This is a genomic window from Mesorhizobium loti R88b (assembly GCF_013170845.1).
GTDB classification, from domain to species: Bacteria; Pseudomonadota; Alphaproteobacteria; order Rhizobiales; family Rhizobiaceae; genus Mesorhizobium; species Mesorhizobium loti_B.
The window spans coordinates 6,423,395-6,443,061 of record NZ_CP033367.1; the positions used below are offsets into that span (position 1 = coordinate 6,423,395).

Below are 19,667 nucleotides of genomic sequence, written 5' to 3' on the forward strand. Positions count from 1 at the left end.
CACGTTCTTGAGGAAATGGGCCGGCATGTTCTGGTCGGAGGCGAAGATCTGATCGACCGTCTAAGCCGGCCTGCGGTGCGAGCCTTATTGCGAAATACGCAACCCCAACTAAGCCACCGAGGCCGTCGGCTCGGCTTTCAGCACGGCGGGCCGGTTTGCCGCCCTGGCATATTTCTGGGCGATCATGGCGCAGACCATGAGCTGTATCTGGTGGAAGAGCATCAGCGGCAGGACGATCGCGCCGACGCCCTGGCCGGCAAAGATGACGTTCGCCATCGGCACACCGCTCGCCAGGCTCTTCTTCGAGCCGCAGAAGGTGATCGTGATCTGGTCGGCCTTGCCGAAGCCGAGAAGCCGGCTGCCATAGGTCGTGACCAGAAGCACCAAGCCGAGCAACACCATGTCGGCGACAACGACCACGGCGATGTCGCGCAGCGAGAACATATGCCACAGCCCCTCGGCGACGGCCGTGCTGAAGGCCAGATAGACGACCATCAGGATCGAGCCGCGATCGACAGGCATCAGCAATGTCTTGCGAGAGCGTATCCAGTTGCCGATCCTGGGTTCTAGCAATTGTCCGAGCGCAAAGGGCAGGAGCAGCTGCACAAGGATCTGACTCACCGCGTCCCACGAAAATCCGCCATGACCACCGATGGAGAACAGCAGCCCGACGAGCAAGGGTGTCAGGAACATGCCGAAGATGTTGGAGGCGGAGGCCGAGCAGATGGCGGCGGGAACATTTCCACCGGCCATCGAGGTGAACGCGATCGAGGATTGCACCGTCGACGGCAGGACACACAGGAACAGAATGCCCAGGTAGAGCGGCTTGGGCAGGATCGAAACAGGCAGATAGCCAAGCGCCAGGCCCAGCAGCGGGAACAGGCCAAATGTCGTCAGAAGAATCACCAGGTGCAGGCGCCAATGCATCAGGCCGGCAATAACAACGTCGCGCGAGAGCCTCGCACCATGCAGGAAGAACAGAAGCGCCACGGCAAGATTGGTGGCGATCGCGAACCATCTCGCGAACGTCCCGGTCGCTGGCACGACGGACGCAAGCGCGACCGTGGACAGCAGCAAGATCAGAAAAGTATCGGGCAGAAAGCGGCGCATGACATGTTCGTTCCGGGGTGGGTGCAGCACCGTCTTTTCGCGCATTGCAAAATAGGATACAAGGAATAACAGTTATCGTAATTTGAGATATCAATGCTCGATTTGGTCCAACTTCGCAGCTTTGTCACCGTCCAGCAGATGGGAAGCTTCACCTTCGCGGCCGAGAGGCTGGGGCTCGGGCAATCCACCGTTAGCCAGCACATCAGCAAGCTGGAGGCTGCGATTGGCAGGCAGTTGCTGGCCCGCGATACACACAAGGTGATGCTGACGCCTGACGGCGAAGCCCTGCTCGGCCATGCCCGGACCATGTTGTCCATAGAGGGGCAGATGCAGGCGCTGTTCACCGCGCAGAAGCTGCGTGGTACCCTGAGGCTCGGCGTATCCGAGGACCTGGTTGCCAGCCGCCTGCCTGTCGTGCTGGAGGATTTTGTCCGGTCTCACCCATCCGTTGATCTTGAACTGACGGTCGCGCTGAGCGGCCTGCTCTACGAGATGCAGGACAATGGCGAACTCGATCTCGTTTTGGCAAAGCGCCGGCTGGGCGACAGCCGTGGTCAGCTCGTCTATCGCGAGCCGCTTGTCTGGCTCGCCCGCGATCCGGAACAGGTTCTGTCGCTCGCGGCCTTGCCGTTGATTGCCTTCCCCGCGCCGAGCGTCACGCGCAGCATTGCGCTGGAAGTGCTCGAGCGGCACCGCATGCCATGGCGCATTGTCTGCACCTGCGGAAGCCTGAGCGGGCTGACAGCTGCTGCCCGCGCCGGCATGGGGGTGCTGGTGCAACCGCAAAGCATGTCGCCTTTGGGCCTGAAGGAAATCGGCAGCCTGCCGCAGTTGGAGGATGTGGAATTCGTCCTGATCCCCAGCAAGGGAGCAGACCGCGCACTCGTCTCGGCGCTTTCGGAAGATATACTGGCCAAGGTGAAAGCCCTGCGCTGAGCCGCTGCGCAGGACTGCCGGCAGATGTCCCCGTTTTCCGGGAATTGCTCTCGTTGCAGCAGCTCACCGTTTCACCGAAACGGTGAGCTGCTGCAACTCTTTGTTTTTCCGCAATTCCGGACGGAAAACCCGCTCACACTTTTCCTGGAATTGCTCTAGTGCCTGACCATTCCGGCGTCGACATTCAGCGTCTGGCCGGTGATCCAGCGGGCGTCCTCGCTGGCCAGGAACGATACGACATCGGCGATATGTTCGGGCTGGCCCTTGCCCTTCATCGCCTGCAGCATCTCGACGAAGCCGAACGCCTCATTGTGCGGGCTCGCCTTGACGCCGTCGCTCTCGATCAGGCCGGGCGTCACCGCATTCGCCGTGATGTTGTATTTGCCAAGCTCGGTCGCCAGCGCCCGGGTGAAACCGATGACGCCGCCCTTGGCCGCGACATAGGCAGCCATGTTCGGCGTGCCGGCAAAGAAGGTGTTGGATGCGATGTTGATCACCCGTCCTGCCTTGCCTGCCGCACGCATCTGGTCGGTGCCGGCTCGGCTGACAATGAAGGTGCCCGTCAGATTGACATCGATGATCTTGCGCCAATGGTCGAGGTCGACATCGTCCCAGGCGATGAACGGCACGATGCTGGCATTATTGACCAGAATGTCGATGCCGCCCGTCAGCGCCTGGATTTCGCCAAACAGCGCTTTGACCGATGCCGGGTCGGAAATGTCGGCGGCGATCGCCTTCGCCTTGCCGCCGATCGATGCGGCTGCCGCCTTGGCGCCTTCGGCATTGATGTCGCTGACGATGACGGTCGCGCCGTCGGCGGCAAGCCGCGCCGCGATCGCCTTGCCGATGCCTTGTGCCGCGCCGGTAACCAGCGCCGTCTTCTCTGCAAGCCGTTCAGTCATGAAAATGCTCCCTCAATCCGTGATCCGATGATGTCTGTTCAGGCGTCGGCATCGATAGCGGCCAGCGCTGCGTCGATGCCCTTGCCGACCGCAAGCTTCTGGCCGGCCGCATTCATGGCGCCGCCAAGCGCCGTCAGCGCGGCGATCGCATAGATCGGCTGGGCGGTCGGTCCCATATGGCCGATGCGCGTCAGCTTCCCGAGTGTTTCGCCACGGCCCGACGAGAAGACGACGCCGTAACGGGCGCGCGCCGCGACCCGCAGCGCCTTCTCGTCGACGCCATCGGGCGTGCGCACGGCCGTGGTGCTTGGCGAGGCGATCGCGTCGCTCGCGGCCCAAATCGACAGGCCCATGCCGACGACGCCCGCACGCATGGCTTTTGCCGTCAGCGCGTGACGCGCCCATACAGCCTCGGGGCCTTCGGCAAGATAGAGATCCAGCGCGACATCGAGACCGTTCACTTCCGCCACGGAGGGCGTGAACGGGAACGGCTTGTCGCGCGACCACGCATTTTCCCAATCGACGATGCTCAGCACCGATGCGCGCGGTGCTGCCTTGTTGGCCTTCATCTTGGCCCAGGCGCGGTCGCTGACGCCCATCAACGTCAGTGCCGGCGGCGCGCCAAGACACTTGCCGGGGCCGGTGACATAGATGTCGGCCTTGCAGTCCTCGGGATGCGTCTTCATACCGCCGAAGGACGAAACCGCGTCGACGATCAGGTAGCCGCCATGCGCCGAAACCAGCGCACCGATGGCATCGATCGGGTTGATCGTGCCCGACGGCGTGTCGTGATGGCAGACCGACACGATGGTGATTTCCGGATGCGCCTTCAGCATGTCGGCGACCGATTGCGGATCGATCGCCTCATTGTAGGGCACCTCGATTTCGAGCAGGTGCGGCGAATAGCGTTTCGCCCAATAGCCGAAGCCCTTGCCGTAGACGCCGGAGGCAAGGTTGAGCACCACGTCGTCCGGCGTGATCAATGAGGCAGCGGCAGCCTCGAGGCCCAGCACCGGCTCGCCATGCAGGATCAGCGGCTTGTTGGACAGCCGCATCGCCTTCTGCGCCTTGTCGACCACCTTCTCATAAAAGAGCTGGAACGCCGGGTCGTAATCGTAGAGCACCGTGCGCGAGAGACCGCGCAGCACTTCTGGATAGGCATTCACCGGGCCTGCGGTCAGCGTAATGACCGGATCGGCATGTTCGAGATAGCGCATGGTCTTGGTCTCCGGATTGGCGGCGGTCAGCCGTAGAACTGGGTGCCGGTCTTGTAGGTCTTGAAGTTGTCCATGTCGTGCGAGTACATCAGCTCGGCGCCGTGGTCTTCGGCCAGCTTCTTGACCTTGCGCATCGAATTGACGCCCGCGACCGGGTCGATATGGAAGGCCGCCTGGCACAGCGTTTCAAGGCTCTTCTGCGTATAGGCCGCGTCGATTGTGAACATGATCGGCTTGCGCTTGGGGAACTCGACCAGCAAGCTGTAATGGCCTATCGAATGGCCAGGCGTCGAGATCAGCTTGACCCCTTTGGCCAGCTCGATGTCGCCGTCGATGCCCTCGAAGGTCGAGTTGGCACGCGTCGTGCCTTCCAGCAACTGCGCGGTCGCGCCACGCGCCTCCGCAGCTTCCGCCGAGAAGCTCAGGTCGGAATAGCCGAGATGCTCGAAAGGCTGCGGGTTGCAGGCCTGCGGCACCTCCGTGCGATGGCAGATCTTCTTGGCGTGCGGAAAATACTTGTTGCCGCCGCAATGGTCGAAATGGAAATGCGAGTTGACGACGACGTCGATATCCCTGGGCTCGAGCCTGAGCAGCGCCAGCGCGCCCGGAATGGTCTGGTGTTTTTCCTGGATCGGCTTCTCGAACGGCAGCACCTTCATGACGTGGTCGTAGTCGTAGCCGGTGTCGATGAGGAAGCGGCCCTCGGTGTGCTCGATCAGGATCGAATAAACGGGAAAGCGCACTTCGCCACCCGGGCCGCGATTCCAGAACACATGGTAGCCGTCGAGAACAAGCGAGCCGCCGTCGAGCAGGTAGACCTTGGTATCCGACATTTTTTGCCTCCGTTTCTGGCGCGGGTCTCTTCCGCGCATCTGATTGTTGTCAGCGCGCGCCGCGCTCATAAGGAATGCCAAGCGCTGCCGGCAGGCTGGCGCGCCTGCCGAACAGCACCAGCATGATCATCACCGCCAGGAACGGCAGCATCTGGATGACGTCGGTCGGTATGTTGATGCCGGCCACCTGCATGGCCGTCGTCAGCGACAGGCAGACACCGAACAGGAGGGCGCCGAACAGCACCCAGATCGGTCGGCCCCGCGCCAGCATGGCGAGCACGATGCCGAGGAAGCCGGCGCCGTTGGTGATGAACGGAATGAACAGGCCGGCGCCGACATTGGCGAGATAGGCGCCGCCGAGCCCCGCCAGCGCGCCGGTCGTCAGCACCGCGATGGTGCGCGTCCTGATGACGTCGATGCCGGCGACATCGAGTGCCGCCGGCTTGTCGCCGGCGGCCTGCAAATTGAGACCAAGCTGCGTGCGCCGGTAGAGGTAGCTCATGGCGAACACCAGCGCGACCGCCAGATAGACGATCAGATGATGCTTGAAGAAGGCGGGCCCAATTACAGGAATATCCGACAGCAGCGGAATGACGGTCGCGTCCGCCGCCGGCAGGCGGGGATAGCTGCGCGAGAACTGGAAATGGTGCAGCAGCGCCGTCAGCCCTTCGAGACCGAGCGTCAGCGCGATGCCGATGACGATCTGGTTCAGCCCGATGCGCACGCAGAGCAGCGCCATGACCAGCGCCACCGCCACGCCGCCGGCAGCACCAGCGAGGAACCCCAGCCACAGCGACCCGGAATAGAAGGCGCCGACGAAGCCGAGATAGGCGCCGGCCAGCATCATGCCTTCGATGCCGATGTTGAGCACACCGGCCTTTTCCGACATCTGCTCGCCAAGCCCGGCAAGCAGCAACGGGATCGCCGCGGTGACAGCACCGAACAGCAGCGCGCTGAGAAAGACTTCGCTGAAGAGCCCGGTCATGCGTCAGGCCTTTCTGGACTGATGATAGCGGTGATCGACATACTCGGCGAGTGCGAGCACGATCAGCACGATGGAAACCAGCACCAGCGTGAAAGTGTTGGGCACGCCAAGCCGCCGTGCGGCGCTCTCGCCGCCGATCGAGAGCACCGAAAGCAGGAACACGAAACCGATCGCGGCAAAGCCGTTCATGCGGGCAAGGAACACGGCTGGAATGACCGCCAGCCCATAGGCGGGGTTCCAGTCGGCCCGGACATTGCCTTGCACCCCAATGATGTCGACGGCGCCGGCAAGGCCAGCGAGCCCCGCGGAAATGGCGAAGACGGCGACGGTCAGGCCCGGCACGCCGAGCCCTGAATGAACCGCGGCGCGCGGATTGGCGCCGACGATCCGCAATTTCAGCCCGAACGCCGTGCGCGTCATCACCAGATGCACGATGATGATCGTCGCCAGCCCAAGCAGCAGGCCGCTGGTGATGGTCGTGTCGAACAGGCGCGGCAGCCGATCTTCCACCGGCAGCGTGCGGGTTTGCGGCACGGTCGTGGAGGGATCGCGAAACGCCAGTTTGACGAGGACGTTGGCGAACGATGTGCCGAGGAACGTCATCATCAGCGTGGTGATGATCTCGTTGACGCCCTGATAGGCTCGCAACAGCGCCGGAACGAGCGACCAGATCATCGCCACAACCATGGCGATCAGGAACGAACAGAACAGCGCCAGCCAAGCCGGCATGATCTCAACGAACACGGGGGCACTGGCGGCCGCCGTCACCGCGCCAAGCAGGAACTGTCCGTCGCCGCCGAGATTCCACATGCCGGCTCGAAAGGCCACGATGAGGCCGGCGGCAAGGAACAGCAGCGGCGCCATGCGCGTCAGCGTCTGCTGGATGCCGAGCGGCGAGAACAGGCCTTTTTCCAGCACGTAGCCATAATAGGCGAGCGGATCGACGCCGACGGCAAGCAGGATGCAGCCGGCGATGATGAGAGCGATGAGGATCGGGCCGAGCGTCATCAGTAGCCGACGCAGTATGTCGCGGCGCGTCGCCGCCGCACTCGTGGCATCGAGCGCGGTTGCACTGGCGGTGGGTGCGGTGTCGATGCTCATGCCGCAAGTCCGATCATCAGGCGACCGACCTTGGTTCGTGCATCGTCGGCATTGCCGACAGTGCCGACGAGCGCTCCGTTGGCAATGACAGCGATGCGGTCGCACATGCTGAGCAACTCCTCGAGGTCGGTGGAGATGAGCAGCACGGCGAGGCCACGCGCCGCCGTGTCGCGGATGCGCTGGCGCGACGCCAATGTGTTGGCGAGATCGAGACCGTAGGTCGGCTTGTTGAAGATCACCACTTTCGCGCCTTCGGCCAGTTCGCGCGCCAGCAGCACCTTCTGGATATTGCCGCCGGACAGCCGCGCGACCGGCGTCTTCAGGCTGGGCGTGCGCACATCATACTCGCGCACCAGCTGGGCGGCGCGCTTGTCGATCTCGGCACGCTGTTCGACGCCGTTGCGCCAGAACGGAGCCGCGCCGACCTGTTTGAGGAAGAAGTTGATCGAGACCGGGAAGGTGCCGACCGTGCCTTCGCCCAGCCGGTCGTCGGTCAGGTAGCGAAGGCCGCGCTGGCGGCGTTCGCCGACGCTCAGGGCCTCTATTGCCGCGCCTTCCAGCCGCACCGAACCGCCGGTCGCCGCGCGCTGGCCGGCCAAGGCTTCGGCCAACTGCTTTTGCCCGTTGCCGTCGATGCCAGCGATGCCCAGAATCTCGCCTGGAAGAATATCGAAGGAGATCGATGACAGGCCCGGCGCATTGTCTGTCGGCGCGACCGCCAGATCCGCGACCTGAAGCAGCGGAGCGGCATCGGCGCGGACAGTGCGGACAGGACGCTCGACCGCTTCGGGATCGTCCTTCTGCTTGCCGAACATCAATTCCACGATTTCGGAGATGATCTCCTGCTCGCCCAGCGCGCGAAAGCGTTCGGGCGGGATCTCGCCGACCTTGCGTCCTAGCTTCAGCACCGAGATGCGGTCGCCGAAGGCAGCCGCCTCCTTCAGCTTGTGGGTGATGAAGACGATGGCAAGCCCCTGCTCCACCAGACGACGCATCAATGCGCCCAGTTCATCGATGCCCTTCGGCGTCAGCATCGAGGTGGATTCGTCGAGGATCAGCAACCGGCTGTTGCGGACCATCGCGCGCAGAATCTCGACCTGTTGCTGCTCGCCAAGTGAAAGCTCCGACACCTTGGCTTGCAGGTTCACCGTGATGCCGAGGCTGCTGGTGATCTCGGCGACGCGCGCCGCCAGTTCCTCGGTCTTGGGTCGCTGCCACCACGGGCCGCCAAGCAACAGATTTTCCGCCACCGTCAGTGTCGGCACCAGCATCATATGCTGGAAAACGGTGCCGATGCCGAGCGCAAGCGCATGGCGCGGCGAGGTGATCGGCACCGGTTTGCCGTCGACCAGGATGCGTCCTTCATCCGGCTGCTGCAGGCCCGACAACATGCCGATCAAGGTGGATTTTCCCGCGCCGTTCTCGCCGAGCAGCACATGCACTTCGCCAGGACGGATCGACAGGTCGATGCTGTCATTGGCGACGATGCCGGGAAAGCGTTTGGTCACGCCTTCAAGCGCGACGATGTCGCGCTTGTCGCCGGACGATGAAGAAGAACTGCTCATGAAGGCCCAGCACTGAAAAACGGGAAAGGTCTGGAGGGGTGACGGATCACCCCTCCGGCAGCCTGTATTGATCGCCTTACTGGGCGACGCTTGTCATCAGCGCCCTGACGGCGGCCGCGTCAAACACCGGATCGACCTTGATCTTGCCGGAAATGACGTCTTCGCGCAGCGCCTGGATTTCCGCCCAGACATTGTCCGGGATCGCAGCGGTCTTCAGCAACTTGACCGAATCGTCCTTGAGCCCGATCGCATAGTGCTTGGTGCCGAACGTGTCGGCCTTCAGGTCAGCGATCATCGCCGCATAGACCGGCTCGATGTTCCACACCACCGACGACAGCAGGAAGCCCTTGTCGATCGGCGACTTGTCACCGATGACGTCGATGAAATAGACCTTGCCGCCATCGGCTGCCTTGGTCGTCTCGACCGCCTGCAGCATGCCGAAGCTCGAACCGTTGCCTTGTCCGAAGATGATGTCCGCACCCGACGCAATCACGCTTTCGGTGACGCGCTTGCCGCCGGCCGCATCGCTGTAGGCGGCCGGCCCGATCACCGCGTAGGTGATCTTGACGGCTGGGTTCTCGGCCTTCACGCCCTGCGCGAACGCTGCCGATTGCGAATTCCACGACGGCGGTTCGCCCGAGACGACGATGCCAACCGACTTCGAGCGCGACATCTTGGCGGCGAGACGGCCGGCGAGATAAGCGCCCTGGTGGCCGCTCAGCGTGTAGTCGGCGACGAGGCCCTTCTCCAGGCCGTTGGGCGTGTCGACGATCGCCACCGGAACTTTCAACTCCTTGGCGATTTCGGGCGCCGAGGTGTTGTAGCCGCTGGCATGCGCGATCAGCAGACTGGCGCCATCGGACGCAAGTTCCCGCATGGTCGGACGAACGTCACCATAGCCGAGGCCCTGAGCCACGACCACTTCGACGCCGGCTGCCTTGCCCGCGGCCTTGGCCGCGTCGATGCCTTGCTGGTTCCAGCCATAATCCGTGCCTTCTTCGGGTGTCAGGATGGCGATCGACTTGACTTCGCCGGCAAACGCGCCGCCAAGCAAGACACCGCTCAATATAAGTGCACTTACACTGCTTTTAAGAAGCTTTAACATTTTACCCTCTCTGGTTGACGACCAATCATTATTCTTATTGTTATTGCGCGGAAGCGAGATAGACTGCCTGTACAAACCCACCTTACGGAGCTCAGGCAAAGTGAAGATTCGTTATTTTCTCCCGGTGATGCTGGCGTTCACGTCCTTCGCCAATTCGGTTGAGTTGCACCATGTCACCGTCCGCACCGGAACTGACGGGCTCGACATGGTGCCATTGACGATTTCGAATGCGGGCAACGAAGGCTTGTCCTGCAATGCCGACTTCGCCCACTGGTATTCAGCCGGGATCGCCACGGTCGAGCCGGGCAAGAGCGCCCGTGTCGAACTCTGGTTCGATCCCAAGACGGGCACGTTCACGATCCTCAACGACAAGCGCGAGAACCTGCCCGTCGAGCGGCTGTGGTGCGGCCTGTCAGGCCGCGCATATGCCACACGCGCGCAAATCACGCTCGACCGCACCGATGCGGCGAAAGGCGAGCGCGTCGTGTCCTGCATCCTGGGGCAGGACAGTCTGGTCTGCCGGTAGGCGCTCATCGATTTGCCCGCCCCAACACCCCGCGCCTCTTACTTGTTTGCCAGGAACGTGTCGGTGAAGACGTCGTCCGCCGAGAGAGGTGTCTTGAGCACGCCCTGATCGGTGAGCGTCTTCAGCGTTTCCTCCCACTGCGTCTTGGTCATCCAGCCAAGACCGTGTTCCTTGGTGTCCGGGCTGGTGAAGGTCGACGCGATGTCGGCGTTGATCTGTGCCAGCAGCACGTCCTTCTTGTCGGCATAACCGGGTGCTGCCTTGGCAGTGATCTCGGCAGCCTCTTCGGGGTGCGCCACGACATAGTCGAAAGCCTCCCTGTAGCCCTTGACGAAGCGGGCGACGACGTCGGGCTTGTCCTTGATCATCGCCTGCGAGGTGAAGAGGCCCGAGCCGTAGGCCTTCCAGCCGTAATCGGCGCCCAACATGATGCTGAGCGAGCCGGGACCGCCGGCCTTGGCCTCCAGTTCGGGAACCTCGGCATCGACATAGCCGATCACCGTCTGAACGCGGCCCAGGAGCAGGTAGCTTTCATAGGGCGGCGAGACGCTGTTCAGTGTCATGTCCTTTTCGGTCAGGCCATTGGCCGCCAGGAAGCCTTTGAAGAAGAGGTAGGTCGAACCGGCCGGATGAATACCGATGGTGAGACCCTTGAGATCGGCCGGCTTGGTGAGCTTCACCGTCTTGGCCAGCGACATGATCGCCAGCGGCGAATGCTGGTTGACGGCGGCCACCGCCACGACAGGTACATTCTGCGACCGCGCGACAGCCAGCGTGGGAAGATCGCCGAAACCGAAATCCGCGTTCCCGTTACCCACCAGCCGCATGGCGTCCGGCGAACCGGAACCCTTGCGGATCTCGGTCACGTCGATGTCGTTCTTGGCGAAGAAGCCTTTTTCCTTGCCGACGAAGAACATGGCGTGGTTGCCGCGCACCACCCAGTCGAGCTGGACGTTGACCTTGTCCGCCGCCATTGCAGCGGTGGAGAAGCCAAGCGCGCCGGCAAATGCTGCGAGCGTGGCTGCCTTGATGAATGAGCGTCTGAGCATTGTTCTATCCTTCCTGGGGACCTAGGCCCGGCTGAATTTCGGTGCCCACGGCACCACGATGCGTTCGAGAATCTCGGCGGCGTAGTAGAAGGCGATGCCCAGCACCGAAACGAGCAGCAGCGCCGCGAAGACCAGTGCCGTGTCGAGTTGGGTTGAAGCGAACTGGATGACGTAGCCGAGCCCGTCCGAGGCGCCGGCGAATTCGCCGACGATGGCGCCGATGACGCTGAGCGTCGCGGCGATCTTGGTTCCAGCCATCAGGTTCGGCAGCGAATGCGGGACGCGGATCCTGAACAGGATCTGGGTCTGGCTGGCGCCGACCGAGTTCATCAGTGACAGCAGCGAGCGGTCGACCGACTGCATGCCCGCCAGCATCGACAATGTCACCGGGAAGAAGGCGATGACCAGGATCAGACCGATCTTGGGCGCAAGCCCGTAGCCGAACCAGAGGATGAAGATCGGCGCCAGTGCCACCTTGGGCACATTCTGGAACAGCACCACCAGCGGATAAAGCGCTCGCCCCAGCCAGTCGAAGCGCACGATGACCAGCGCAATGGCAATGCCGACCACCACAGAGACGACGAATCCGAACAGGATCTCGCCTGCCGTCACCAGTGTCGCCTGCATCAGCGTTGCCCATTGCGCGACCAGCGATTGCGCGATCTCGGACGGGGCCGGAATGATGAAGGTGGATATGGCGAAGATCCGCACCACGGCTTCCCACACGATGATCGTCGCCAGCAGAAGGATGACCGCCGGCAGCCAGCTGCCTGTCGCCGCGGCCCAGTTGGTGGCAAGCCGCGGCTCGGAGAGATTGGTGATGGGCTGATCGCTCACGGCGTGCCTCCCGGTTGGTGGCTGGCGCGCAGCATCACACGCAGTTGAACCACCAGCCTGACGAACTCCGGATCTTCCGTGACCGACAGATCGCGCGGATAGGGCAGACCGATGTCAAGGCTCTCGGTGATCCGTCCGGGCTTGATCCCCATCACGTGGACATGGCGCGACAGGTGGATGGCTTCGTCTATGGAATGGGTGACGAGCACGATGGTCTTGCCGGTGCGCTGCCAGATCTCCAGCAGCGACTGGCCCATCTGGTCGCGGGTTATGGCGTCGAGCGCGCCGAAAGGCTCGTCCATCAGCAGCACCGCCGGATCGAGCGCCAGGGCCCGCGCGATAGCAACGCGCTGGCGCATGCCGCCGGACAATTCGTTGGGGCGCTTATGGGCGCTGTCGCCTAACCCCACGAGCTCCAACATCTCCTGCCCACGCGCCCGCAAATCGGCGCGCGAGAGCGACTTATCGGCGATGCCAAGCAGCATCGATGCGTTGTCGACGGCGTTCTTCCAGGGAAGCAGGTTGGCATCCTGGAAGACGAGGCCGATCATGCGCTTGCGCGCCGCCTCGACGGGTGAAAGCCCGGCGATCGAAACGCTCCCGCTGGTCGGATTGACCAGCCCGGCCAGAACCTTGAGCAAGGTGCTCTTGCCGCAGCCGGAAGGACCGATGAGGGAGACGAACGACCCCTTAGGTATCGCAAGATCGATGTTCTGCAGCACCAGTTGCCTGGCCATGACGACCGAAACGCCCTTGACGGAGATCAGGTCGTCATCGTGGCGGATATGGGCTGGCCGGCCGCCTGCAGCTCGAATGGGTTCCATGCGCATGGCTACTCCCGGCCCTCCAGGATGCGCCGCACGGCAACGAGCTTGCGGGCCCGTTCGCCTTGCAGAGCCTTGGTCTGCTCAGGCGTATAGGAGAACATGCCCTCGCCCGACTTGATGCCGAACTTCGATGCATTGGTCTTTTCCAGCACCATCGGCGCGACATCGCCGCGATTGGAGAGATCCGCGTTGAGGAAAGAGGAGACGGATTTGTAGATATCGAGGCCCGCCATATCGAGCAGCGCCATCGGCCCGATCACGGCGATCTTGTAGCCGATGCCCCACGACACGCAGGTGTCGAGATCTTCAGGATCGATGACGCCGCGCTCGACAAGGTCGACCGCCTCGCGCAGCAGCGCATAGAGGACGCGGTTTTCGACGAAGCCCGGAACATCCTTCTTCACCACCACCGGCAGCAAGCCGATGGAGCGGATAAGGTCGCGGATGACAGCCACGGTTTGCGGCGCCGTCTTCTCGCCGGCGATCACCTCGATCATCGGGATGATGTGCGGCGGGTTCGACCAGTGCATGCCCACCATCCGCTCGGGATGCGAGATATGCGCCTGCAGCTTGGTGATCGGGATACCCGACGTGTCGGACGCGACGATCGTGTCCGACGCGATCAGGCCGTCGATCGCATGATAGACGTCGGCCTTGATCGAAATGTTTTCAGGAACGTTCTCGATGACGAGGTCGGCACCGGACACCGCATCGCCGATGTCGTCGGTGAAGCGAATCCCACCAACGCCGGCCGGCGGCGGCGCGATACCGAGGGAATCGAGAACGGTCTCGGCCACGCCCAGCATGGTTTGCGCGCGCTCGATCGCTGCCGGGGCAACGTCGTAGGCGACGACCTGAAGGCCGCCCCTGGCGAGCCGGGCGGCCATGCCCGGACCCATCGTGCCCATACCGATGATGGCGATACGCTGGATCATGACACTGCCCTGCTTTCTTTCGAACTGGCGATGAGGTCGGCGGCCTTCTCGGCGATCATGATCACTGCCGCATTGATGTTTCCGCAGACCAGGTCGGGCATGACGGAAGCGTCCACCACTCTGAGACCCTGGACGCCGCGAACGCGCAATTGCGGGTCGACGACCGAGGCTTCATCGGCCCCCATCCGGCAGGTCCCGGCCGGATGATGCACGGTGATCGAGGTCTTGCGGATATGCTCGTCGATCTCGTCGTCGCTCTGGCATTTCGGGCCGGGAAAGAACTCGGCCTCGATGAAGGGCTGCATGGAGGGCTGCGCCGCGAGATCGCGCGCGACCCGGAAGCCCGCCCGCAGCGACTCCCAATCCTTCGGCGAGGCCAGGAAATTCTGGTGGATCAGGGGCGCCGCGGAGGGATCGGCGGATGCCAATTTCACGGCTCCGCGGCTTTCAGGCTGTGTCGCCACGATGCGCGTTGCGAAGCCGTCCGCAAAAGGCGCCTTGAACGGCTTGAAATAGGGCCATGCCGCGAGCGGAGCCGCCGTGAAGAGCAATTGCACGTCAGGCAACGGCCGCGCCGGGCCGCTCTTCAGGAAAGCAACAACACCGCCGGGCACATCGCCGGAAAAACCGCGTCCGGTGAGGTAGGTCTTGACGAAGTCCAACCCGATCCGGTCGGCACGCATGTTGCGCAGGAACGGGCCGCCCGGAGCCCGGCGCCGGTACATGAGGATGACCGAGACGTGATCCTGCAGGTTCTTGCCGACCGCGGGCAGGTTGACCCGCGTCTGGATACCGTGGGCGGCAAGCTCATCCTGCGCGCCTATGCCCGACAGCATCATGAGTTGGGGCGTGTTGATGACGCCGCCGGAGAGCAACACTTCCTTGCGGGCGAGAACCGTGCGTTCGGCTCCGCGATGGTTGATGGTGACGCCGGTGGCGCGCGCGCCCTCCAGCACGATCCTGGTCGCGCTCGCTTCCGTCAGAACGGTCAGGTTGGGCCGCTTCAGCGCCGGTCGCAGATAGGCTGTCGCGGTCGAAGAACGCCGGCCTTTTGAAATCGTCATCTGAAGGCGGCCGAACCCTTCCTGCCGCTCGCCATTATAATCTTTCGTCTGGTCGTAACCGGCGTCAACGCTGGCTTGTGCAAAGGCTTCGATCAGCGTGTCCTTGTAGCGGCAGAACTGGGTGCTGACCGGACCCTTGCCGCCACGATACTGGTTCTCGCCGCCTTCCCAGCTTTCTTGCTTGCGGAAATAGGGCAGCACTTTGTCATAGGACCAATCGCTGAGCCCCGTGGCTGCCCAACGATCGTAGTCACCGCGATTGCCCCGCACATAGGCCATGGCGTTGGTGGACGATGATCCGCCGATAACCTTGCCGCGCGCGCATTCGACCCGGCGTCCGCCGACATTGTCTTCCGGCTCGCAGAAATACATCCAGTCATGGCGCCGCTCGGTCAGGATCTTGCCCCAGCCAAGTGGTATATGGATCATGGGATCGCGGTCCCAGCCACCGGCTTCCAGCAACAACACCGAACATTTCGGGTCGGCGCTCAGCCGGTTGGCGAGCACGCAACCGGCCGATCCGGCTCCAACGATGATGTAATCGTAACTTTCCGCGTGCGGCATGGTTCTACTGCTTTCGCCTGACACTCTGGCCCCGCAAAATTTGAGGACCGGGGCCGGATACCTTGGCAGGGACCGAGCCCTTTCCAAGGATGTTCAAAGACGCACTGGCGCTAGGCCAGGCCCTTTTCCCTGAGGCGCTGCGACCAGTGATCCCATCCACGGTCGATCTGGGCACCGACGAGATTTCCTGCAGCCTTGATTTCGCCAGGCGACAGATACTTGATGTTGCCGATCCGCAGGCCGGCGGTCTGCGCCGCCGCCTCCTGTTCAAGATAGAATGCCCGGAACACCACCTGCCGGACAGAAGTGCCTACATTGACGACGCCGTGCCGCGCCATGAGCACGACGGGATAGGTCCCGAGGCTTTCAGCGATGTCCGCACAGACGCTCCGGCTGCCGCCAAAGAGATCGGTCTCGTCTCCCTGCTTGTCGCGTATTTCGTAGACTGGGACGGCGTCGCCGAGGAAAGCCCCCATATGGGTCACAGGCCGTAGCGGCTGGTCGGTGAAGCAGTAAGGCAGGACAGCCGGAGAATGGCTGTGGAGCACGCACTGGACGTCAGGCCGTGCCTTGTAGATTTCGCTGTGGATATAGCGCTCCAGGTAAGACGGCCGGTTGTCCGAGGTTTCTCCGTCGAGGTTGAAACGCTGCATGTCGCCGGCCGTTATCAGGCTCGGAGCAAGCTTCTGCGCCAGGAAGAAGCTTTCGGGATCCTCGGGGTCACGGGCGCTGATGTGCCCAAACGTATCCAGGATACCTTCGTTCAGAAGGATCTTCGTTGCCGTGACGAGCTCCTCGAAGACCTGCTGACGCGCTGGGCTGTTGTCTGTCATTTCCAAATTCTCCCATTACGGTGATGGCGGCCATTCTTGTTGTTGTTATCGGTCGCCAGTGCCCGCGGATTTCACTTGTTTTCGTAGATGCCGACGATCCGGTTCTGCTCGATGATGTTGCCGGCATATTTCTGCAGGAACTCCTCCCGGGTGGGCGTATCTTCGACCTTGGTGTCCAGGGCATAAACCCAGAAGTAGTAGTGATGTTCTCCATGGCCAGCGGGCGGCTGCGGCCCGTAATACTGCTTGTGGCCGGCACCGTTGGGACCGACGCGGAACTTCTCCTGCGCGTCCGAAAGGTCGGTGGCCGAGGGATCGATGCCGTAGACGACCCAATGCGTGAAACCGTTGGCGAGCGGCGCGTCCGGATCGTGGCAGATGACCGCGAGTTCTTTGGTGCCGGCCGGGACGCCACTGACCTTAAGCCTTGGCAGTACGTTGCCCTTGTCGCCCGCGTGTTCGTCGCGCAATTTCCCCAGCGGCTGGAAGTCCACTGAGGTAATCTTGAGGTCCTTGATATTCAGGGGCATGAAATTCGTCCTTCAGAAATTTCGATCGAACTAGATAGCTGCGGCCTTGAGGTCGGCGACGGATTTGCCCCCGACGCGCTGATGCACGCGCGGACCCGATGCGACGGCGACGCAGATCAAAAGCTCGTCCGGGCGCGGGGCATCCGGCACGGAAAAGGTGACGGCATCATAGTGGGAACGGATGTAGAGCTCGTCCTTGTGGGCAAGCGGGATATCGATGATGGTGCCGGCGACCGCAACCTTGCTGACCGACGAGATCCAGGCCTTGCCGCCGCCCACCTGCTGGCGCAGCGGGTCTCCGAACACCGTGGTGATGCAAGCGACGACATGCTCCTGTTCGCCTGACGTACCCGCGATGCCGCCCTTGCCATAGCTTTCGACCGGCCTGTTGCCGAGCAGCGCCACGGCGCGCTCGCCAAGCGCATGACCAATGGCCGAACTCGGAGCCGTCAGCTCGGACAGTTCGGCGACGAACTTTCCGGCGAAGGGATTGCGTATGACAACGCCTGTCGCGACCTTGATGAGGGTCTCGCCAGGTGTGCCGCCGTCATGCCGGCTTTCCTGGACCGAGGAATACCATCCCCTGACATCGTAATCGCGTTCGACTTCACTGGAATAACTCATCTCAATCTCCTGAAAGGAGCGCGCTGTTCTCGCGCGCGCCGATTAATTCGTTGACCGGCCTGTCCGGCGCTACTGCGGCCATGAGAAGACACGGCGCAGCGGATCGTAGCGGGCAGCTTCCAGTGCCGCCGGCGTGAACATGTTTCCCTTCGAAAGCGAGCGGTTCGCCGCGTAGTCGCCAGACAGGGCCTGGCAGCGATCGGTGATCGGGCGAATGCGCTTTTCCCACCCGACCAGCGCATCTTCGACCGAAGCGCCTTCCTCCAGATCCTGCGACAGGCTGAAGGCGTTGACCATCGCGCAACCGGCGCCCTGGGCAAGTGCCGGGCACATCGCATGCGCGGCATCGCCCACAAGGGCGACCTTGCCTCTTGTCCAGCTATCCAGCTTGGTCGTTTCGTACTTGTCGTAGCGGGCGGTTTTCAGCTTGGCCGCCTCGATCAGGCATGGCTCCAGGAACGGAAACATCTCGACCCAGACTTCGAGATCGATCGGAACGGCGGATCCTCGGGGATCAGCGGCCGGAGCCATCAAACCCAGATAGAGCTCATTCTCATTGCAGGGCGAGTAGAGAATGCGCTGCACACGCGGCCAGAAGTTCCACATGTCGATGGTGTTGTCCCATTCGCCATGACCAAGATCCTTCTTCATGCGCGGGACGATCAGCCGGATGAGACCATCTTTCGAAACCCAGCGATCCTGTTTGAAGCCGATGGAATCCCTGACCTTGGAGCCAACGCCATCGGCGCCGACGATCAAGTCGGCTTCGAGAACCTCGCCGCTGTTAAGCGTCAGGCGGCCTTCCGGATCGGCGGCGACCGCTTCGGAATTGACGCTTATGTCGACACCCACGGCACGGGCCCGATTGACCAGGGCATCGTGCAGATGGCTGCGAGTCATGATGCGCCAGGGGAGCCCGTTGAACGTCTCTTTGGAAACCGACTTGTTGTGCATCCAGGTCTCGTAGGTCGGAGGCGTGTGCGAGCCCTGGAGAACCTCGTCCAAAGCGCCCAGCCCTTCGAGCACGCGAAGACCATTGTGCCAGAGATAGATGCCTGCGCCGAATGCCCGCAGCTCGGAGCTCTTTTCGTGCAGCCTGACATCCCAACCATTCTGCCTCAGAGCGATGGCGGCCGTCAGGCCGGCAAAGCCGCCGCCGGCAACCTCGGCACGACGCGTCTTGCCCGGGACTTTGTTTAAATTGGACATTCTCTGGATCCTGCTGCGTACAAGAAGGCGGCCCGTGTGGCCGTCAGGCGTCTATGAAGTTGGTGATGGCTTTCAGCGTGATCTCGGGAGAGACCTCGTTGACGTAATGGTCAGCACCCGGAACGACGACGACCGGCAGATCCGGTCGCAACTGGCTTGTCATGGCCAGCGCCGCCGCTGACACCAATTTGCTCGTTTCGCCCCGGACGATGAGGACGGGCTTCGTCACGTCCCGGTAAGCAGGCACCAGGTCCGCTCGCAGGCCTTTGGCGGTCTGGGCCATGGCCGCAGGCGAGGCCAATGGACGCAATCCGCCATCGACCGACTGATAGCCGCTCTGAGCCCTGATCTTGATGGCGTCGACGGGAATGTTCGGATAGCGGCCGGCGAGGTATGCTTCGACGGCCTTTACATTCTCGAAGAGCTGGCTGCCTGCATTCACGCGCGCTTCCAACGCATCCAACGCTTCAGTCTCGATGTAAGGCGTAAAGTCGATGGCGACGACCGACCGCACCAGATCCGGGTATTTCGCCGCTGCCGTGACGGAATTTCGCGCACCGAGCGAATGCCCGACGAGGATTGCAGGGCCTCGATCGAGCGTGCGTATCAGGCCGGCGATGTCGTCCGCGTAGTCATTCGCCTCGTAGCCGGTATCCGGCTTGTCGCTGCGGCCATGCCCCCTCTGGTCAACCGCTATGGTCGTAAACCGATCCGACAGCCGAGCCATCAACGGCGTGAAGACGGCGGAGTTGGAGGTGATGCCGTGGAAGAACAGCATCAGCGGGCCGTTGCCCGTCTCGCGCACGTTCAAAGTGATGCGGTCAATGTCGACGCGGTGCGAGATGAAGTGGTCGGAAGGTGTGTCCGCCGCCATGTCCATGATCCTCGCCTCCGCTGCCCGTCTCCAGCAAAAGG

At 62.7% G+C, this 19,667-nt stretch carries 20 protein-coding genes; 2 read left to right on the forward strand and 18 right to left on the reverse strand.

Annotated features, from left to right (window positions below):
- Positions 1 to 108: 108 nt before the first annotated feature.
- On the reverse strand, positions 109 to 1,155 hold the full coding sequence (locus EB235_RS31245) for a bile acid:sodium symporter family protein (protein ID WP_027033574.1): 1,047 nt from the start codon (positions 1,153 to 1,155) through the stop codon (positions 109 to 111).
- A gap of 48 nt (positions 1,156 to 1,203) precedes the next feature.
- Here EB235_RS31245 and EB235_RS31250 point away from each other — a divergent pair, with 48 nt between their 5' ends.
- Entirely contained in the window at positions 1,204 to 2,046 is an 843-nt protein-coding gene (locus EB235_RS31250; protein WP_027033573.1) for a LysR substrate-binding domain-containing protein, read from the forward strand.
- A gap of 155 nt (positions 2,047 to 2,201) precedes the next feature.
- On the opposite strand, the gene pldH is transcribed toward EB235_RS31250, so the two are convergent.
- From pldH to EB235_RS31285, 7 genes are all read right to left on the reverse strand, one after another.
- Positions 2,202 to 2,948, reverse strand: a complete 747-nt coding sequence (pldH, locus tag EB235_RS31255; RefSeq protein WP_027033572.1) for a pyridoxal 4-dehydrogenase, SDR-type — start codon at positions 2,946 to 2,948, stop codon at positions 2,202 to 2,204.
- A gap of 38 nt (positions 2,949 to 2,986) precedes the next feature.
- Entirely contained in the window at positions 2,987 to 4,165 is a 1,179-nt protein-coding gene (ppaT, locus tag EB235_RS31260; RefSeq protein WP_027033571.1) for a pyridoxamine--pyruvate transaminase, read from the reverse strand.
- 26 nt (positions 4,166 to 4,191) lie between these two features.
- The gene (gene pldA / locus EB235_RS31265) at positions 4,192 to 4,998 is read right to left on the reverse strand and encodes a 4-pyridoxolactonase (RefSeq protein ID WP_027033570.1); all 807 of its coding nucleotides are present in this window, start codon (positions 4,996 to 4,998) and stop codon (positions 4,192 to 4,194) included.
- 49 nt (positions 4,999 to 5,047) lie between these two features.
- Positions 5,048 to 5,983 (reverse strand): putative B6 ABC transporter permease subunit 1, encoded by a 936-nt coding sequence (locus EB235_RS31270; RefSeq protein ID WP_027033569.1) that lies wholly within the window; start codon positions 5,981 to 5,983, stop codon positions 5,048 to 5,050.
- 3 nt (positions 5,984 to 5,986) lie between these two features.
- The gene (locus EB235_RS31275; protein WP_027033568.1) at positions 5,987 to 7,084 is read right to left on the reverse strand and encodes a putative B6 ABC transporter permease subunit 2; all 1,098 of its coding nucleotides are present in this window, start codon (positions 7,082 to 7,084) and stop codon (positions 5,987 to 5,989) included.
- Positions 7,081 to 8,649, reverse strand: a complete 1,569-nt coding sequence (locus EB235_RS31280; RefSeq protein ID WP_027033567.1) for a putative B6 ABC transporter ATP-binding protein — start codon at positions 8,647 to 8,649, stop codon at positions 7,081 to 7,083. Before EB235_RS31280 ends, EB235_RS31275 begins: the two co-directional genes overlap by 4 nt.
- A 76-nt stretch (positions 8,650 to 8,725) precedes the next feature.
- Positions 8,726 to 9,754 (reverse strand): putative B6 ABC transporter substrate-binding protein, encoded by a 1,029-nt coding sequence (locus EB235_RS31285; RefSeq protein ID WP_027033566.1) that lies wholly within the window; start codon positions 9,752 to 9,754, stop codon positions 8,726 to 8,728.
- A 100-nt stretch (positions 9,755 to 9,854) separates the two neighbouring features.
- Between EB235_RS31285 and EB235_RS31290 the strand changes: the two genes are divergently transcribed.
- A complete protein-coding gene (locus EB235_RS31290; RefSeq protein ID WP_027033565.1) occupies positions 9,855 to 10,280 on the forward strand; it encodes a hypothetical protein in 426 nt (141 codons plus the stop codon).
- 38 nt (positions 10,281 to 10,318) lie between these two features.
- Here the strand turns inward: EB235_RS31290 and EB235_RS31295 are convergent, their stop codons facing one another.
- The 10 genes from EB235_RS31295 to EB235_RS31340 all read right to left on the reverse strand — a co-directional run bounded on the left by EB235_RS31295 (position 10,319) and on the right by EB235_RS31340 (position 19,632).
- Positions 10,319 to 11,329: an ABC transporter substrate-binding protein gene (locus EB235_RS31295; protein WP_027033564.1), complete on the reverse strand. Its 1,011-nt coding sequence runs from the start codon at positions 11,327 to 11,329 to the stop codon at positions 10,319 to 10,321.
- Between the two features lie 21 nt (positions 11,330 to 11,350).
- Positions 11,351 to 12,166: an ABC transporter permease gene (locus EB235_RS31300; protein ID WP_027033563.1), complete on the reverse strand. Its 816-nt coding sequence runs from the start codon at positions 12,164 to 12,166 to the stop codon at positions 11,351 to 11,353.
- Positions 12,163 to 12,996, reverse strand: a complete 834-nt coding sequence (locus EB235_RS31305; protein WP_027033562.1) for an ABC transporter ATP-binding protein — start codon at positions 12,994 to 12,996, stop codon at positions 12,163 to 12,165. The genes EB235_RS31300 and EB235_RS31305 overlap by 4 nt, the downstream gene beginning before the upstream one ends.
- Positions 12,997 to 12,998: 2 nt before the next feature.
- Positions 12,999 to 13,928: a 5-formyl-3-hydroxy-2-methylpyridine 4-carboxylate 5-dehydrogenase gene (gene fhmpcd1, locus EB235_RS31310; RefSeq protein ID WP_027033561.1), complete on the reverse strand. Its 930-nt coding sequence runs from the start codon at positions 13,926 to 13,928 to the stop codon at positions 12,999 to 13,001.
- Positions 13,925 to 15,556, reverse strand: coding sequence for a GMC family oxidoreductase (locus EB235_RS31315; RefSeq protein WP_027033560.1), 1,632 nt, complete (start codon positions 15,554 to 15,556; stop codon positions 13,925 to 13,927). Before EB235_RS31315 ends, fhmpcd1 begins: the two co-directional genes overlap by 4 nt.
- A gap of 110 nt (positions 15,557 to 15,666) precedes the next feature.
- Positions 15,667 to 16,389 carry a class II aldolase/adducin family protein gene (locus tag EB235_RS31320; protein WP_027033559.1) on the reverse strand — a complete coding sequence of 241 codons (723 nt, stop codon included), beginning with the start codon at positions 16,387 to 16,389 and terminating at the stop codon, positions 15,667 to 15,669.
- A 71-nt stretch (positions 16,390 to 16,460) separates the two neighbouring features.
- Positions 16,461 to 16,919: a YbhB/YbcL family Raf kinase inhibitor-like protein gene (locus EB235_RS31325; RefSeq protein WP_027033558.1), complete on the reverse strand. Its 459-nt coding sequence runs from the start codon at positions 16,917 to 16,919 to the stop codon at positions 16,461 to 16,463.
- Between the two features lie 30 nt (positions 16,920 to 16,949).
- A complete protein-coding gene (locus tag EB235_RS31330; protein WP_027033557.1) occupies positions 16,950 to 17,543 on the reverse strand; it encodes an amino acid synthesis family protein in 594 nt (197 codons plus the stop codon).
- A 69-nt stretch (positions 17,544 to 17,612) separates the two neighbouring features.
- Entirely contained in the window at positions 17,613 to 18,752 is a 1,140-nt protein-coding gene (locus EB235_RS31335; RefSeq protein ID WP_027033556.1) for an FAD-dependent oxidoreductase, read from the reverse strand.
- Between the two features lie 43 nt (positions 18,753 to 18,795).
- The gene (locus EB235_RS31340; protein ID WP_027033555.1) at positions 18,796 to 19,632 is read right to left on the reverse strand and encodes an alpha/beta fold hydrolase; all 837 of its coding nucleotides are present in this window, start codon (positions 19,630 to 19,632) and stop codon (positions 18,796 to 18,798) included.
- Between the last annotated feature and the right edge of the window lie 35 nt (positions 19,633 to 19,667).